13 protein-coding genes are annotated in these 16,927 nt (G+C 37.2%); 11 read left to right on the forward strand and 2 right to left on the reverse strand.

The features are described from left to right. Positions 1 to 29: 29 nt before the first annotated feature. The 8 genes from LB449_RS01335 to LB449_RS01370 all read left to right on the forward strand — a co-directional run bounded on the left by LB449_RS01335 (position 30) and on the right by LB449_RS01370 (position 11,438). Entirely contained in the window at positions 30 to 1,025 is a 996-nt protein-coding gene (locus tag LB449_RS01335) for a glycosyltransferase family 2 protein (RefSeq protein ID WP_224453274.1), read from the forward strand. 112 nt (positions 1,026 to 1,137) lie between these two features. Next, positions 1,138 to 3,009, forward strand: coding sequence for an asparagine synthase (glutamine-hydrolyzing) (gene asnB, locus LB449_RS01340; RefSeq protein WP_224453275.1), 1,872 nt, complete (start codon positions 1,138 to 1,140; stop codon positions 3,007 to 3,009). Further along, positions 3,009 to 4,172 (forward strand): glycosyltransferase family 4 protein, encoded by a 1,164-nt coding sequence (locus tag LB449_RS01345; RefSeq protein ID WP_224453276.1) that lies wholly within the window; start codon positions 3,009 to 3,011, stop codon positions 4,170 to 4,172. The genes asnB and LB449_RS01345 overlap by 1 nt, the downstream gene beginning before the upstream one ends. Before the next feature lie 53 nt (positions 4,173 to 4,225). Then, the gene (locus LB449_RS01350; protein ID WP_224453277.1) at positions 4,226 to 5,179 is read left to right on the forward strand and encodes a sugar-transfer associated ATP-grasp domain-containing protein; all 954 of its coding nucleotides are present in this window, start codon (positions 4,226 to 4,228) and stop codon (positions 5,177 to 5,179) included. After that, positions 5,172 to 5,777 (forward strand): sugar transferase, encoded by a 606-nt coding sequence (locus tag LB449_RS01355; RefSeq protein ID WP_224453278.1) that lies wholly within the window; start codon positions 5,172 to 5,174, stop codon positions 5,775 to 5,777. The genes LB449_RS01350 and LB449_RS01355 overlap by 8 nt, the downstream gene beginning before the upstream one ends. A 26-nt stretch (positions 5,778 to 5,803) precedes the next feature. Beyond that, complete coding sequence (locus LB449_RS01360) at positions 5,804 to 6,442, forward strand: NeuD/PglB/VioB family sugar acetyltransferase (RefSeq protein ID WP_224453279.1); 639 nt, start codon at positions 5,804 to 5,806, stop codon at positions 6,440 to 6,442. 205 nt (positions 6,443 to 6,647) lie between these two features. Further along, positions 6,648 to 7,940, forward strand: a complete 1,293-nt coding sequence (locus LB449_RS01365; protein ID WP_224453280.1) for an OmpA family protein — start codon at positions 6,648 to 6,650, stop codon at positions 7,938 to 7,940. Between the two features lie 1,230 nt (positions 7,941 to 9,170). Further along, entirely contained in the window at positions 9,171 to 11,438 is a 2,268-nt protein-coding gene (locus LB449_RS01370; RefSeq protein WP_224453281.1) for an inorganic phosphate transporter, read from the forward strand. Between the two features lie 320 nt (positions 11,439 to 11,758). Here LB449_RS01370 and LB449_RS13940 read toward each other — a convergent pair whose 3' ends face one another. Next, positions 11,759 to 11,965, reverse strand: a complete 207-nt coding sequence (locus tag LB449_RS13940) for a four helix bundle protein (RefSeq protein ID WP_317196194.1) — start codon at positions 11,963 to 11,965, stop codon at positions 11,759 to 11,761. After that, a complete protein-coding gene (locus LB449_RS13945; RefSeq protein WP_262901801.1) occupies positions 11,907 to 12,125 on the reverse strand; it encodes a four helix bundle protein in 219 nt (72 codons plus the stop codon). Before LB449_RS13945 ends, LB449_RS13940 begins: the two co-directional genes overlap by 59 nt. 253 nt (positions 12,126 to 12,378) lie before the next feature. Between LB449_RS13945 and LB449_RS01380 the strand changes: the two genes are divergently transcribed. From LB449_RS01380 to secA, 3 genes are all read left to right on the forward strand, one after another. Then, positions 12,379 to 12,939: a cob(I)yrinic acid a,c-diamide adenosyltransferase gene (locus LB449_RS01380; RefSeq protein ID WP_224453282.1), complete on the forward strand. Its 561-nt coding sequence runs from the start codon at positions 12,379 to 12,381 to the stop codon at positions 12,937 to 12,939. A 308-nt stretch (positions 12,940 to 13,247) separates the two neighbouring features. After that, positions 13,248 to 13,469, forward strand: coding sequence for a DUF2795 domain-containing protein (locus tag LB449_RS01385; RefSeq protein ID WP_003441576.1), 222 nt, complete (start codon positions 13,248 to 13,250; stop codon positions 13,467 to 13,469). Positions 13,470 to 13,560: 91 nt separating this feature from the next. Further along, positions 13,561 to 16,920, forward strand: coding sequence for a preprotein translocase subunit SecA (gene secA / locus LB449_RS01390; RefSeq protein ID WP_224453283.1), 3,360 nt, complete (start codon positions 13,561 to 13,563; stop codon positions 16,918 to 16,920). The last annotated feature ends 7 nt before the right edge of the window (positions 16,921 to 16,927 follow it).

Consider the following 16,927-nt stretch of genomic DNA (forward strand, 5'->3'; position numbering starts at 1 on the left):
TCAAAATTAAAAAACTAATATATTTCAAGATGAAAGGTATATCGCCAAAAGTAAGTATAATTGTTCCTGTTTATAACGTTGAGGAATATGTAGAGCAAAGCGTTTCCTCAATAATTTCTCAGACTTATGAAAATATTGAGGTTATCTTAGTTAATAATGCTTCGACCGATAAATCAATCGATATTTGTTCGCGACTGACTGCCGATGATAGTAGAGTAAAAGTAGTTGAAATTGAAAATAACAATGGGGTTTCACATGCAAGAAACTATGGACTGCGATTTACGACGGGCGAATATATCATGTACATGGATAGTGATGATTATTGGATAAATGAAAATGTCGTTAGTAAATTGATGGAAATCTTCAGTTCAAACTGTAAAGTTGACTTTATCACATTTAATTATACGAAGTATTTCCAGAAGGATCATATTTTTAAAAACGAGCTACTTTTTAATCAACAAGCATTAGCAGGTAGAACCAAATATGAAAAAATAGAAGGTTTAATAACCAGTGGAACTTTCCCAATGAGTTGTTGGTCAAAAATCATCAAAAAAGATTTCATAGTTAATCATAACATCAGTTTTATTTTAGGAACTGCGGGGGAAGATATGGCATGGTTTATTGAACTAATAGATAAATGCGATGATTTTTTAGCGGTAAACGAATTTTTTTATTGCTATCGCAGACAGAATGGGAAGTCTTTATCTTCAGGCTTTAATGAATCTAGATTTAATTCTCTCTTTAACATAACACAAGTAATAATAGAACAATTTAAAACTCAAGAGACGCCGCTTCAAAAATATGTTCTTGCATATATGGCCTACGAATACTCTATTCTACTTGGGATTTCCCACAATTTTACTGGTAAAAAACGAATAGAAATTTTAAAAGAATTAAACAATTATAGATGGATATTAAAGTATGACTTAAATCCAAAAGTAAAAAAAGTAAATAAATTAATTTCCCTAGCTGGATTTAATTTGTCAGTAATACTATTAAATTATCATATCAAGAGACTAAATTAGATACTCGATGTGTAAAAAGAAATATTGAATCTCCTACGCGAAATAATTACCGTAACTAGGTATTAGTCTTTTTAGAATATTTGCTATAATAAAAATTAGTTAACAAAAATAAATGTGTGGAATATTTGGATTTAGTGCCGTAGGCATGAAAAAAAAACAATTAATTACAGCGACGGACAAACTCTCTTTAAGAGGTCCTGATGCATCTGGTTATTTTATGAGTGAACCTATCGGTTTAGGGCATCGACGTCTTTCTATAATTGATCTCGATTCAGGAGAGCAACCCATGTTTAGTAAAGATAAATCCCTTGTAATTGTTTTTAATGGAGAGATCTACAACTTTAAAACAATAAAGAAAGAATTAAAGGAATTGGGAATTCAATTCGTTACTGAAAGTGATACAGAGGTTTTAATAGAAGCCTATCAAGCTTGGGGAATAAATAAATGTCTAGAGAAACTTGAAGGAATGTTTGCCTTTTCTTTATGGGACGAAAAACTACAAAAGCTTTTTGTAGTGCGTGATCTTTTTGGGGAAAAGCCTTTGTACTATACTAAAAATGAGCAGGGTTTCTTTTTCGCCTCAGAACTAAAAGCCTTAGAAGGATTTTTTGAAAAGAAAAACATGTCCAAAACAGGGTTAAATCTATTTTTTAACTTAACCTATATTCCTGCACCTTACACAATTTATGAAAATGTTTTCAAGCTGGAAGCAGGTCATTACCTTGAAGTTTCAACCCTAGGAGAGTTTGAATCTTTGCAATACTATGATTTGGAAAAAATCACCTTAGAAAATCAAGAGCTTCAAATTATTCAATATGAAGACGCTAAAAAAGAGCTTCGAGAGAAATTATTTAGTTCTGTTGAGGAACGCATGGTATCAGACGTACCGTTGGGTAGCTTTTTAAGTGGTGGAATAGACTCAAGTATCGTTTCCGCGATAATGTCAAAATTATCAACAAATCCAATCAAAACTTTCTCCATTGGTTTTAAAGAAAAAGAATATGATGAAAGCGAGAGAGCTGATTTAGTTGCCAAGCATATAGGCTCAGACCATAAGCTATACATAGTAGGTCATGAAGATCTATTGGAAATAGTCGATGAAACTTTATCCTATTTTGATGAGCCTTTTGGAGATTCCTCAGCCATCCCATCCATGATGGTGGCGAAAAAAGCAAAGGAAAAAGTCACCGTAGTTTTAACAGGCGATTGTGCAGATGAGCTTTTTGGCGGTTATGATAAATATCTGGGTAAATACTATGCTGATAAGTACAATAAATATCCAAAATTATTGAGGAAAGCTTTCAAGAACGGGTTAAAGTTTGTGCCCCATACACGTAAAACAAATCAAACATTAAGAAAGATAAAAAAAGTAATATATTCTGCAGGTTTAAGTCCAGAGGAAAGATATACATCTCTTACCTCTTTGGGCTATACAGAATTGCAGAAGAAGCAATTGTTAAAGCCAGAATTTCAAGAAAATGCTAACGCAATTATTTTAAAATATTTTTCTGGAATTAAAGGGGATGAACACAACAAAACTTTTTTTAGTGATGCAAAACTGGTTTTAGAAGGCGATATGCTGACTAAAGTTGACCGTGCTTGTATGATAAATTCACTTGAGGCAAGAGTTCCATTTCTAGACAGTAAATTGGTTGAATTTTCAACTCGACTTCCTCATCACTTCAAAATAGATGGTACGAATAAAAAGAAAATTTTAAAAGACACGTTTGCAGATTTAGTTCCAGCAGAAACAATGAGTTTTAGCAAAAAAGGATTTGGAATTCCAATACGACTTTGGTTTCAGAATGAATTAAAGGAAGAATTAATAGAACTTTTGTCGGAAGAAAAAATTAAAAAACAAGGACTATTTAATTTCAATTTTATTCATAAGATACTCACAGAGCATTTTAATAACAAGGAAAATCATTCTTCAAAGCTTTGGTTGTTGTTCGTTTTTCAGAAATGGCATCAAAAGTATATTTAATGAAGAAAAAGAAAATCATAAGAATTACAACAGTCCCGATATCTATGAATAAGATTTTGGAAGGGCAAATGGCTTATATAAATGACTATTATAATTTAATAGGGGCCTCTCGCTATGTTGAGAAAGATTTTAAGGAGATTGAGGAACGTGAAGGTATAAAGATGCTAGCTATACCGTTCAGTAGAACAATTAATCCAAGTAAAGACTTAATTTCCTTATATAAACTAATTCAATTATTTAAAAAAGAAAAACCAGACGTGGTTCATACCCATACGCCCAAAGCAGGTCTTCTAGGAATGCTTGCGGCCAAAATAACAAATGTTCCTATAAGATTACATACAGTGGGAGGAATGCCTTTAATGGCACTGACAGGCAAAAAGTTAAAAATTTTACAATTCACGGAGAAACTAACTTATAAATATGCTCATAAAATCTACCCCAATTCCGTAGGTTTAAAAGAATTTATACTTAAAAATAATTTTACATCCTCAGACAAAATTAAAGTTTTAGGTAACGGCAGTTCTAATGGTGTGGATACAAGTTTTTATAATAAGGATTATCCAAATGCAGAGGTGGAGGCTTTAAATTTAAAGCAAAGATTAAGGATTGAAACTTCCGATTTTATATTTATGTTTTTGGGTAGATTAGCAAAAGACAAAGGTATTATAGAGCTAGTTTCTGCTTTTAATAAGTTGAGCGGAAATAATCCAAATTTAAAATTACTTCTAGTGGGCCCTTTGGAAGAGGAAAACGGTTCTTTGCCCAAAGAAACTCTGCAAATAATAAAAAATACGAAAGCTATAATTTATCCAGGCCGCACTGATAATGTACGTGCTTTTTTGAAGCTTGCAGATGTTTTTGTTTTACCTTCTTATAGAGAAGGTTTTCCTAATGCATTATTGCAGGCAGGCGCGATGAGCTTACCATTAATTGCAACCAATATTAATGGCAGTAATGAAATTATTGAAGATAATAAAACCGGTTTTTTGGTTCCCATACAAGATGAAAAGTCTTTATTGCATAAGATGAAGTTTCTTTATGAAAATTCAGAAACTCGAATTAATTTTGCTGATAAAATAAGAGAGACGATAGAAGAAAAATTCAAACAATCTATTATTTGGGAAGAGCTCCTTAATGAATATAAATTTTACTTAAAGAACTGACGAATCGTATGTTACTAAAGAGAACTATCTATTTAGGGTATTACTTAAAGCAGATGAAGTGGTCTCTTCTAAAGGAGTTTCTTTCTTATACTTCAAAACTTACTGGTAAATCTAAGTCACATTTATTATTAGCTAGCATTCGGGACGTTTATAAATATAATATTTCCATTTTGGAATATTTTCAATTTGGCTTTTATAATAAAACCCAGGAAACAAAAGAAGAATGGGCTGGAACGGGGACGATGTATGAATTTCAAAAAATTGCTAACCCACCCAATGAGCGAATCATTTTAGATGATAAGAGATTGTTCTACAAAAAGTACAAAGAGTTCTTTATTCACGACTTGTACTCTTTGGAGGAATTGAAGCAAAACCTTACTATTATAGATGCGCTGCTCACTAAAGAGAAAAAAGTAGTCTTAAAAGAGGCTAGTGGAAAATGTGGTGCGGGCGTTAAAATATGCCATACTGCAAATTTAAATAGTGAACGCCTGTTGGAAATGATGCAGGAAGGTGAATTTGATATTTTAGAAACTTACATTAATCAGCATTCACTGATTCAAGAGCTATCTCCGTCTGCAGTCAACACTGTTCGTATCTTCACACAAATCCGTAAAGGAGGTCAGTATGAAGTCTTGGGGTGTCGTATCCGTATTTCGGTCAACTGCGAAGTAGATAATTTGGCAGCTGGAAATTTAGCAGCCCCAATCGATGAAAAAACAGGAAAGATTATTGGTGCAGGGATTTATTCCAATTTTACCCAAGCGCCTGAAGCAATCCATCCTATTACTAAAACACCTATAGTTGGTTTTCAAATTCCTTACTGGGAAGAGATTTTATCCATGGTAAAAGAGGCCTCATTAAAGCATCCTCAAAATCGCTCTATTGGCTGGGATGTGGTGCTTACAGAAAATGGTCCGGGATTATTAGAAGGAAATCATGACTGGTGTAAGTTGGTATGGCAGTTACCCGTAAACAAGGGCTTGAAATATAGGTTGGATGTATAAACATTTCTTTAAAATCATTATTGATTTTTTATTAGCCTTAATGGGTCTTTTGTTTTTAAGCCCATTGCTTGTGTTTATAGCCATAGCTCTTGCTTTCCAAAATAAAGGGACCCCTTTTTTTACTCAGACTCGTCCTGGTAAAAACCAGAAAGCGTTTAAAATCATCAAATTCAAAACCATGACCGATGAAAAGGATGCAACAGGCCAGTTGCTACCCGATATAAACCGCATCACTACATTGGGAAAAACAATAAGAAAATTATCTTTAGACGAATTGCCTCAGCTATTTAACATTATAAAGGGAGATATGAGTTTAATAGGGCCTCGGCCGCTATTATTCAAGTACATTCCTCTTTTTTCAAAAGAGCAACTCAGGCGGCACGAGGTAAAACCAGGAATTACTGGTTGGGCACAAGTAAATGGAAGAAACAGCATTAGCTGGAAAAGAAAATTTGAATTGGATGTGGAATATGTAAATAACGTAAGTTTGATATTAGATGTAAGGATTATATATCTAACAGTTATTAAAGTGATAAATAAAGAAGGGGTAAATCAAAGCGATTTAAGACCGATGCAGCCATTTGATGGCAATAACTAAGTTAAATTTTTCTCAGTAACTTTAAAATGAAAACTCAAAAAAAACTTTTAATTATTGGAGCTGGAAGCGTAGGAGGGCATTTAGCGGTTAATCTAAAAGATTACGATATTGATTTTAAACTACTTGGGTTTCTAGACGATGATAAGGAGAAGATTGGAAAGAAATTCGTGGGCTTTCCAGTTTTAGGAGATATAAATTCAATTAAAAATTACGATGAATCTGTTCATATTGCGATAGGCATAGCCTTTCCTTCAATCAAATCAAAAATTATTGAAAATCTGAAATCAATAAATTACTTTAATTTTCCAACTTTTATTTCAAAGAAAGCTTGGATATCTGTCATGGTAGAGATTGGAGAGGGGTGTATAATTTACCCAGGGACGTCAGTGAATTATAATTCTACAATAAAGGATTTTGTTGTTATGAATTTGAACTGTGCCTTAGGTCACGATTGTATGCTAAAAGATTATGTGAGTCTTGCTCCGAATGTTTCTCTAGGAGGAAATACTACTGTAGGTAGACTAACCGAATTAGGAATAGGTACAAATAGTTTACAAAATATTACAATTGGAAAAAATGTAACTGTAGGTGCTGGTACCGTAATTATCAAAAGCATTCCTGACCATTCCAAAGTAGTTGGGAATCCAGGTCGTATCATTTTATGAGACTCATACTATTTTTATTTTCCCTTTTTTAAAGACTTAGCGGCATTTTCTCCAAAAAAGCATAGCAACTTTATCCCAACTAAAGCAACTCAGAAACAAAAGTTAATATTTTTTAGATAAATAGCCTATAAAAGTGAATTTTCGACTAAGTTCTACAAGCTATTTAACACGGAGACTATATATTTGTTTTTATAAAATCAAGATTATGAAAAAAATTACTTTATTAGGCTTTGTTTTTGCAGCCTTTACGTTAAGTAGCTATGCGCAAGAAAGCTCAAGTTTAATTCCAGATTATAACAGATTTTCTATTGACTTGGGTCTAGGTGTCGCTAAAGCCTCTTCACCAATTACTGAAAATATCCCTTTTGATACAGAACTTGAAGATTTTGCTTTTGAGGGAGGGGTGCGTTATATGTTGAACGATAAATTCGGTTTTAAATTGAGCGGATTATACTTTAAAAGTACCAACTCGATTGAAAGTGCTGCCGAAGTGGATGCAGAATTTTTTCGGGCTAACTTAGAAGGGGTGGTTAACCTTGGTAATATTTTAGGCTTTAGAGAGTTCACACAACGTTTCAATCTTTTATTTCATGCTGGTGCCGGGGTGAGCAGTATTACCTTACCAGACAATGCCGTCTTGGCCAATGAAAGTGAAACTCTACTCAACTTTATGGCAGGAATTACACCACAAATCAAAATAACCGATCGTTTTTCCTTTAACTTAGACTTGTCTGTCCTTGGAAACTTAGGTCAAGATTTAACTTTCGATGGTCGTCAAAATGTACAAACTCGAAACTTTGATGGGATGATAGTCACTGCAACCGCAGGAGTATCCATTTACTTAGGTGATAATGAAAAGCATGCAGACTGGTTAGATAATTCACCTAAAAAGCTGTTTGGAGAACGCGTAGAAGAATTAGAAAACGAATTGGCTAAAATACAACGTGATATGCAAGACACCGATAAAGACGGCGTTGCAGATTACCTAGACAGAGAGCCAAATACAACCTCTGGAGTGGCGGTGAATACTAAAGGAGAGTCAATTGACTTAAACCAAAACGGGGTTCCAGACGAAATAGAAAAGTCCTTACAGAAAATGTATGTGACCAAAGAATTTGCTAGCGAAACCTATTTTGCAGGTGGTGTAGAAGGCGTTAAGCCAGATGCCAATGATGATCTTATCAATGTGTACTTTAGATTTGATAGCACTCAGCCAGAATATTACTCTCTAAATGCCATCAATCAAATCGTAAAATACATGAGAGCACATCCAGAAGCTGAGGCAATGTTAACGGGTTATGCAGATCAAATTGGAAATACAGAATACAACAATACACTCTCTGAAAACCGTGCTAAAAAAGTGTTTGACATTGTGATTGCTTCAGGTATTGAAGCATCTCGTTTAAGCTATAGAGGCGGAGGAGTAGATAGTTCAGTAGATAAAAATTCTGAAGAAGCTAGACAAATTGTAAGACGAGTCTCTTTCGAACTGAGATAAGATAAAAATAAATAATTTTAAAAATCCCTGTGAGTTTGAACTCACAGGGATTTTTGTTTTAAGTTCAAGCTTGCCAGCACTCAGCGCAGTCTAAGTGTCGAGAACCACGGCTATACCTTTACAAAATCATTCGATTCTACTAAAAACATTTACGTAAACCTGGTCTATATTCTTAAGAATTTACAAAATTGTATTTATCATTATATAGTGAAAACCGACTGATTTCCAGAAATACCTGTGGCTTTCGCGGAAGTGCATTACGAAGTAATAGGCATGCAGCGAAGAAGACATCAGGGGTTTTGCGTAGAGGAGCGTAGCAAAAATTTCCTTAAATCAGTCTTGACTTTTTGGTTCGTTTTGTGTCAAGACAAAATGAACAAGAACCTAGAATGTCCCAAGTTCGAGCTAGCCAGCACTGAGCGCAGTCGAAGTGTCGAAAACCACGACTATACTTTTACACAATCATTCGATTCTACTAAAAACATCAACGAAAACTGAAAACCGACAACCGACGCTTGTCATTCCGATCCCGAAGCGTCGGGAAAGCTCTTTTGCTTCGCCGAGCCTGCCTGACGGCAAGGCAGGGAATCTCTGAATTTCGACAAGCACAGATTCTTCACTTCGCTACCGCTACGTTCAGAATGACATTTAACCAAAATTCCACAACAAATCTAATAGCTACAATCTAGTTTGAATTTTTAAACCGGCCTACTTTTTATGGATGTAGAAAAACAAGAAAGTGGTGAAGCAAGGAAGAGGAGCAATGCCCTAGTGAAACGGTTGGCGTTGCGTCGAGGAGACACTTTTGTAGTTTTTAAAAACATAAAAATAAGCCTAGCCTTTTTTGGTTTTTTTTTTGGCGATGAAAAAAAGAGTGAAAGCAATAATTGTGTTGAAGTCGCCAGTTCACCAGTTGACTCAAAACTAATGATCTTTTATTGTTTCAAATTCTATCTTGTCAGCACTGAGCGCAGTCGAAGTGTCGAGAACCACGCCTCCACGACTATACGAATACACGACTATTCGAATACACGAATTCCCCCGTCAACGGACAACAGAAAACCGACAACAGTCTACCAGTTCCCTCTCGACCCTCGACTCTTTAACCCAAAACTATTCGACTACACGAAAAACCGTCAACAGTCAACAGAACTAACTTAATCATTTCATAACAATAGAGCCTTCTATAGACCATAAGAAAGTATCATTTTTGCGGTTGATTTTCTCTGGATGGAAACGCTTTACATGTCCCTCATTGTTCTTCTGTTTTTACTCGCCATAGCCGACCTGGTTGTGGGGGTGAGTAACGACGCTGTGAACTTCTTGAACTCAGCGATAGGGTCAAAAGCCGTACCTATGCGTACCATTTTGATTGTGGCGGGCTTAGGTGTCTTGGTGGGTGCTGTATTCTCTTCGGGCTTGATGGAGGTCGCTCGAAAGGGAATCTTCAACCCCGAACTCTTTTTTTTCGATGAAATCATCATTATCTTTTTAGCGGTCTTGATCACCGATATTCTTTTGCTCGATTTTTTCAATTCCATTGGAATTCCCACCTCTACCACCGTTTCTGTCGTTTTTGAATTGCTCGGTGCTGCCGTTGTTATTTCCTTGCTGAAGCTTTATGAAAGTGGTGAAGGTTTTGAGGGCTTAAAGCAGTTCATCAACGTTGAAAAAGCTTCAGAAATTAGTTTTGGAATTTTGCTTTCGGTCTTTATCGCCTTTGGAGTGGGGGCTATAGTTCAGTTCATTTCCAGACTGATTTTTTCTTTCGATTACCACAGGAACCTAAAATATATTGGAGGTTTATACGGAGGCGTATCTCTATCAGCAATCACCTATTTTATACTTTTAAAAGGAACCAATTCCATTACTTTTTTAGATCAGAATGTGATTGAGCAGGTTCTGGAAAATAAGCTGTGGATCATCGGGTTCAGTTTCGTGTTCTGGACAGTGATTTCCCAAATGCTGATTCAGATCTTTCGCTTTCACATCTTAAAAGTGATTGTGGTTTTAGGAACCTTTGCTCTGGCTCTGGCTTTTGCGGGCAACGATTTAGTGAACTTCATCGGAGTAAGTATTGCTGCCTGGCAGTCGTTTTTGTTGTGGCAGGAAGCCTTTTTAGCTTCTGGGGTATTACCATCTCAATTTCTTATGGATGGATTGTCGGGTGAAGTACAGACTCCAGCTTACTTGTTGGTGATCGCAGGAGCGATTATGGTCGTTACCCTTTGGTTTTCCAGCAAGGCGCAATATGTGGTACAAACTGGCGTAAACCTCGGCCGGCAAGGGGAAGGTCAGGAGCGCTTTAAGCCCAATGCTTTGTCAAGAACCGTAGTCAGGTATTCTGTATTTGTCGGTCAAACTTTTTCTCAGGTCCTGTCAGACCCTGTTCAGGATAAAATCAATTCCAGATTTAGCTTTCCTGAAAAAGCCTTTGGTTACAAAAAAGGCGTTGCCAAACCTGCTTTTGACTTATTAAGAGCTTCGGTTAATCTCGTGCTGGCGAGTATCCTGATTTCTTTAGCGACGAGTTATACTTTGCCTTTGTCTACGACCTACGTCACGTTTATGGTGGCGATGGGAACTTCATTTGGAGATAGGGCCTGGGGAAGAGAAAGTGCGGTATATCGCGTGGCTGGCGTGTTTAATGTAATTGGAAGCTGGATTGCTACAGCTGCCATTGCCTTTACAGCAGCAGGACTCTTATCGCTGATCATCTGGTTTGGAACCTACTATGCGATTGGTGCACTGCTTATTCTGGCACTGTTTTCTATTGTGAGGAGTGCAATTCGTCACTCCAAACGCGTTAGATACGAACGGAATCACAAGAAGTTCAACAAAACCGATATCATTACCATTAATGAAATCACTAAAGAATCCTCTGAAAATATTGTAAAGATTATTTCTGGAATTAATCATCTATTACTCGATGTGGTGAATAACCTGGGGTATCATGATTTGAGTCGTTTCAAAAAGAGTTTAAAAACTCAGGAAGAACTTGAGCTGATCATCGATGAACTAAAGGACAATATTTTTTATTACATCAAGTCACTGGAAGATACCAATGTGGAGGCGTCAAAATTCTATGTATTGACGCTGGATTATCTCCAGGATATGGTGCAGTCCTTAGCTTATATCACCAGGAGTAGCCATACCCACGTGAGCAATAATCATAAAAATCTAAAGTTTAGTCAGATTCGCGATCTTAAGAGTGTTCAGCGGGATTTAGATGAGGTGTATAATGAATTGGTAAAAGCCTTTCAGAATTCAGAATTTGATAGCATTCAGGCCTTAATCACCAATGAAAAGAAGGTCTTAGATAAAATATCGGACTTGCTTCAAAAGCAAATTGAAAGAATCCGTGACACCGAAAATAGTCCTAAAAATTCAAAACTTTACTTCGGAATTCTACTCGAGACCAAAAACTTAACCAAAACCTCTATTGCTTTATTGGAGTTGTTTAAGGATTATTACGAAGAAGCCCGGCAGGAGTTTTGAGTTGGTGGACTGTTCACGGTTATCTGTTTTTTGTTCAGTCTTGAACTGTGTTGCCGTTATGTTTAAGACTTTTTGACTCAAGACTATTCGACTACACGATAAACCTTTGTCACCTCGAGCGAAACGCTGTGGCGAGAGATCTTACCATTCATTGAGAAATGAAGATTCTTCACTCCGCTGCGCTGCATTCAGAATGATAGAAAACTTTTGACCCTTGACTCACGACCCAAGAACTAAGACTCTTTGACCTACGAGTTACGACTATACGATTATACGGCTATACGATAAAATGTAAACTAGTGAACCAGTAAACCAGTTAACTAGCCCTTGTTCTTATTCTCAAAATGGCGTATCAAATTAATAAGTTGCTTGCCTATCAATTGATTATGTTTTTCTAGATCTTGAAATTGATTACCAGTCAAATACTTTAGATTTTTAGCTATGATAAGCTGTGTTTCTATTTCCGTATTACTCCCTAATGCTATATACAAAAACCTTATTTTTTTCTTTAATTCCTTTTCTAGCAAAGCCTTCTGAAATATTAGATGGTACAGAGACAGCAGCTCTTCTTATCTGACTTGTTAGCCCATATTGTTCTGTTTTCGGAAACTCATTAGTCTCTTTATAAAGTTCTGTAACAAAACCAATTGACTCCTTCCAAACCTCCAAATCTTTGTGTGTTTTCATAGCTCTATATTTAATGCCTAAAACTTGTGTATTAATTCTGGAAAATTTAAATTTTGACCAGTTGACCAGTTGACCAGTTGACCAGTTGACCAGTTGACCAGTTGACCAGTTGACCAGTTGACCAGTTGACCAGTTGACCAGTTGACCAGTTGACCAGTTGACCAGTTGACCAGCTACAATTTACTCAAAAATTGCCATCATTTATAACCTTCCACTTACTTTCGATATCATTATATTTGAAAAAAGAAAACGCATGAAAATATATACCAAAACAGGCGACAAAGGGACCACTTCCTTATTTGGAGGAAAGCGAGTGGCAAAACATAACATAAGAATAGATAGCTACGGAACAGTAGACGAGTTGAATGCCAACTTAGGCTTGGTGAGAGATCAGGATTTGGATAAAGACTCTAAAGAGGGCTTGATCACAATTCAGGAGAAATTGTTTACAGTGGGAGCAATTTTAGCCTCAGATCCTGGCAAATCATCGAATGCATCAAAAATCCCTGAACTCAAAGCCGACGACATTAGGTTTCTGGAAAAAGAAATCGACAGAATGAATGAAGAGCTGCTGGAGATGACGCATTTTGTTCTTCCTGGCGGACATCCTGCCGTTTCGCATTGCCATGTGGCAAGAACAGTTTGTAGACGTGCAGAACGCATTTGTGCCGCCTTATTCAATTTAGAACCTTTTGATGAAAAAGTACTTCAGTACCTTAACCGGCTTTCAGATTATCTTTTCGTGTTGGCAAGATCCATAGCTAAGCAGAAAGATGCAGATGAGGTGAAGTGGATTCCCGATACGAGTCACTAGATTAATTTTTGTTTTAATTAAAAACACAATAAACTTGTGTATTAATTCTGGAAAATTTAAATTTTGACCAGTTGACCAGTTGACCAGTTGACCAGTTGACCAGTTGACCAGTTGACCAGTTGACCAGTTGACCAGTTGACCAGTTGACCAGTTGACCAGTTGACCAGTTGACCAGTTGACCAGTTGACCAGTTGACCGACTTAATTTGAAATCAGAGCCTTAGCAAAATTTTACTACCAAATAAATCTGAAAAATGTTGGCTGTTATGCTAAAAAAATTACATTTGCAAAAATTAAAATATCCTTACAATGTATTGGACTTTAGAACTTGCTTCCTACCTGAGTGATGCGCCTTGGCCAGCAACCAAAGATGAATTGATAGATTATGCGATACGAACTGGTGCGCCGCTTGAGGTTGTAGAAAATTTACAATCCATAGAAGATGAAGGTGATACTTACGACTCCATAGAAGAAATCTGGCCGGATTATCCAACAGACGATGACTATTTATGGAATGAAGACGAATATTAACGTCCATCCTCTTATTAAAATCACACAAAAAGTCTCCTTATGAGACTTTTTTTTTTCGTTACCTTTGAATCACTAATTAATAAAGCCACTTATGGGTGTTTTAGATTCCGTATTAAAAGTATTTGTAGGCGATAAGACCAAGAAGGATCTTAAAGCCATAACTCCAATAGTTGACCAGATCAAAAGCTTCGAAAGTCAGTTTGAAGCCCAAAGCATAGATGAACTTCGTGAAAATACAGTCCGTTTTAAAGCTAAGATCAAAGAAGCTACGGCAGACCTTCAGACTCAGATTGATGAGCTAAAAGAGAAAGCTGAAAACGAACTCGATATCGACGTTAAAGAAAACTTCTATACTGAAATTGATGAGCTTAACGAGCAGGTTTATCAAACAACTGAAGAAGTTCTTAACGACATTCTGCCTGAAGCTTTTGCTACTGTGAAAGAGACGGCCAAACGCTTTTTTCATAACACCACACTTGAAGTTACAGCAACTGAATTTGATAGAACGCTTTCTGCAGATAAGGACTATGTGACTCTTGATGGTGAAAAGGCCATCTGGAACAACTCCTGGGATGCTGCTGGAAAGCCAGTGACCTGGGATATGATTCATTACGACGTCCAGCTTATTGGTGGTATTGCAATGCACCAGGGAAAGATTGCCGAAATGCAAACTGGTGAGGGTAAAACCCTTGTGGCTACTTTACCGATGTATCTCAACGCACTTAGCGGAAAAGGAGTGCATTTGGTCACGGTAAACGATTACTTAGCCAAGCGTGATAGCGCCTGGATGGCTCCTATTTTCCAGTTTCATGGGATGAGCGTCGACTGTGTAGACTACTATAAACCTAACTCGGCTGCCAGACGTAAAGCTTACAACAGCGACATCATTTACGGCACCAATAATGAATTTGGTTTTGACTATTTACGTGATAACATGAGCCACTCGCCAGAGGATTTGGTGCAACGTCCACACCATTTCGCGATCGTGGATGAGGTAGATTCTGTGTTGATTGATGATGCGAGAACACCATTGATTATTTCTGGTCCTGTGCCAAAAGGCGATGTCCATGAATTTGAAAACCTGAAACCTCAGATTTCTAAAATCGTTGAAGTTCAGCGTAAACATTTAACTGGAGTTTTGGCGGAAGCCAAAAAACTTATTAAAGAAGGCGATACTAAAGAAGGAGGCTTTCAATTGTTGAGAGTTTATAGAGGTTTACCAAAAAACAAAGCGCTAATTAAGTTTTTGAGTGAAGAAGGTGTGAAGCAATTGCTTCAGAAGACCGAAAATCACTACATGCAGGACAACAATAGGGAAATGCATAAGGTGGATGCCGAACTGTATTTTACTATTGAAGAAAAAAGCAATCAAATCGATTTAACCGATAAAGGAATTGATTTCCTTTCTGGTGACGATAACAAAGACTTTTTTGTCATGCCGGAAATCGGGATGGAAATTGCCCAGATTGAAAAAGAAAACCTTCCTAAAGAAGAAGAGGCAGAAAGAAAAGAAGAACTATACAGAGACTTTAGCGTCAAGAGTGAGCGTATTCATACCTTGAGACAATTGCTGAAAGCCTATACTTTATTCGAAAAAGACACCGAGTATGTGGTCATGGACAATAAAGTAAAAATTGTCGATGAGCAGACCGGTCGAATCATGGATGGTCGTCGTTACTCTGACGGACTTCATCAGGCGATTGAAGCTAAGGAAAATGTAAAGATTGAAGATGCTACGCAGACCTTTGCTACGGTAACGCTTCAGAATTACTTCAGAATGTACAACAAGCTGGCGGGAATGACCGGTACGGCCATGACGGAAGCTGGCGAATTCCTGGAGATTTACAAGTTGGATGTAATGGAAATTCCAACCAATAAACCCATTGCCAGAGACGATAAGCAAGACAAGGTCTATAAAACCAAAAGAGAAAAATACAATGCTATAATCGAAGAGGTAGCTCAGCTTTCTGCTCAGGGAAGACCGATTTTGATTGGTACAACTTCCGTTGAAATATCAGAGCTTTTGAGTCGTATGTTGAAATTGCGCTCAGTTCCTCACAACGTACTGAATGCCAAATTGCACAAGCGTGAAGCAGATATTGTCGCTGAAGCTGGTAAAGGCGGTATTGTGACCATTGCTACAAACATGGCTGGTCGTGGTACGGACATTAAGCTGTCCAAGGAAGTAAAAGATGCTGGTGGTCTAGCTATTATCGGTACAGAACGACATGATTCCAGGCGAGTCGACAGACAGCTGAGAGGTCGTGCCGGTCGTCAGGGAGATCCGGGAAGTTCACAGTTTTATGTGTCTTTGGAAGACAACCTGATGCGTCTTTTTGGTAGTGAGAAAATTGCCAAACTGATGGATAGAATGGGACTTGAGGAAGGTGAAGTTATTCAGCATTCCATGATTTCCAAATCCATCGAGCGGGCGCAGAAGAAAGTCGAGGAAAATAACTTCGGAATTAGAAAACGTTTGCTTGAATATGACGATGTCATGAACGCACAGCGAGAGGTGATTTACAAACGTCGTTATAATGCTTTGTACGGTGAGCGCTTAAGAATTGACATTGCCAATATGATTTTTGATACGGCTGAAGTGATTACCGCTTCAAATAACGCCACCAACGACTTTGAAAACTTTGAGTTTGAATTGATTCGATTTTTCTCTATGAATTCACCTGTGACAAAGGGTGAATTCGAAAAGCAACCTGTTCAAAAAACAGCGGGGAAAGTTTATAAAGAAGCTTACGATAACTACAAAAATAAGATGATCAATAATGCTGAAGAAGCATTCCCGGTCATTAAGAAAGTTTACGAAAAACAAGGTGAAAAGTTCGAACGCATTGCGGTTCCTTTTACTGATGGTCAAAAGACCTTGCAGGTGGTCACCAACTTAAAGAAAGCTTACGAAAGTGAAGGAAAAGAGCTGATTACAGATTTTGAGAAGAACATTTCACTTGCCATCATTGATGAAGCTTGGAAAAATCACTTGCGTAAGATGGACGAGTTGAAACAAAGCGTTCAGCTGGCTGTTCACGAGCAAAAAGATCCCCTCTTGATCTACAAGTTCGAAGCTTTTGAATTGTTTAAAGTGATGATCGAAGAGGTGAACAAGGATGTGATTTCATTCCTATTTAAAGGGGAACTACCACAGCGTGAACCAGAGCAAATCACAGAAGCTAAGCAAAGCCGACCTAAAGAAGATTTGAAAACTCAGAAGGACGAGATTCAAAATCTTGATGAACGTGCAGCACAATCCAGAAAGGCAGGAGCGCAGGCTAGTCAACAACAACAGGTTGTTGAAACCATCGTTAGAGATCAGCCAAAAATTGGTAGAAACGATAAAGTGACCATAAAGCATGTGGGTTCTGGTGAAGAAAAATCCATGAAGTACAAGCAAGCGATCCCTTTAATTGATAAAGGAGAGTGGGTACTTATGAACCATTAACATCAAG

Source organism: Psychroflexus lacisalsi (assembly GCF_020164495.1).
Classification (GTDB): domain Bacteria; phylum Bacteroidota; class Bacteroidia; order Flavobacteriales; family Flavobacteriaceae; genus Psychroflexus; species Psychroflexus lacisalsi.

Coding starts and splice junctions, on each gene's coding strand:
- LB449_RS01335 (WP_224453274.1), top strand. CDS start 30: ATGAAAGGTATATCGCCAAAAGTAAGTATAATTGTTCCTGTTTATAAC.
- asnB (WP_224453275.1), top strand. CDS start 1,138: ATGTGTGGAATATTTGGATTTAGTGCCGTAGGCATGAAAAAAAAACAA.
- LB449_RS01345 (WP_224453276.1), top strand. CDS start 3,009: ATGAAGAAAAAGAAAATCATAAGAATTACAACAGTCCCGATATCTATG.
- LB449_RS01350 (WP_224453277.1), top strand. CDS start 4,226: ATGAAGTGGTCTCTTCTAAAGGAGTTTCTTTCTTATACTTCAAAACTT.
- LB449_RS01355 (WP_224453278.1), top strand. CDS start 5,172: ATGTATAAACATTTCTTTAAAATCATTATTGATTTTTTATTAGCCTTA.
- LB449_RS01360 (WP_224453279.1), top strand. CDS start 5,804: ATGAAAACTCAAAAAAAACTTTTAATTATTGGAGCTGGAAGCGTAGGA.
- LB449_RS01365 (WP_224453280.1), top strand. CDS start 6,648: ATGAAAAAAATTACTTTATTAGGCTTTGTTTTTGCAGCCTTTACGTTA.
- LB449_RS01370 (WP_224453281.1), top strand. CDS start 9,171: ATGGAAACGCTTTACATGTCCCTCATTGTTCTTCTGTTTTTACTCGCC.
- LB449_RS13945 (WP_262901801.1), bottom strand. CDS start 12,125: ATGAAAACACACAAAGATTTGGAGGTTTGGAAGGAGTCAATTGGTTTT.
- LB449_RS01380 (WP_224453282.1), top strand. CDS start 12,379: ATGAAAATATATACCAAAACAGGCGACAAAGGGACCACTTCCTTATTT.
- LB449_RS01385 (WP_003441576.1), top strand. CDS start 13,248: ATGTATTGGACTTTAGAACTTGCTTCCTACCTGAGTGATGCGCCTTGG.
- secA (WP_224453283.1), top strand. CDS start 13,561: ATGGGTGTTTTAGATTCCGTATTAAAAGTATTTGTAGGCGATAAGACC.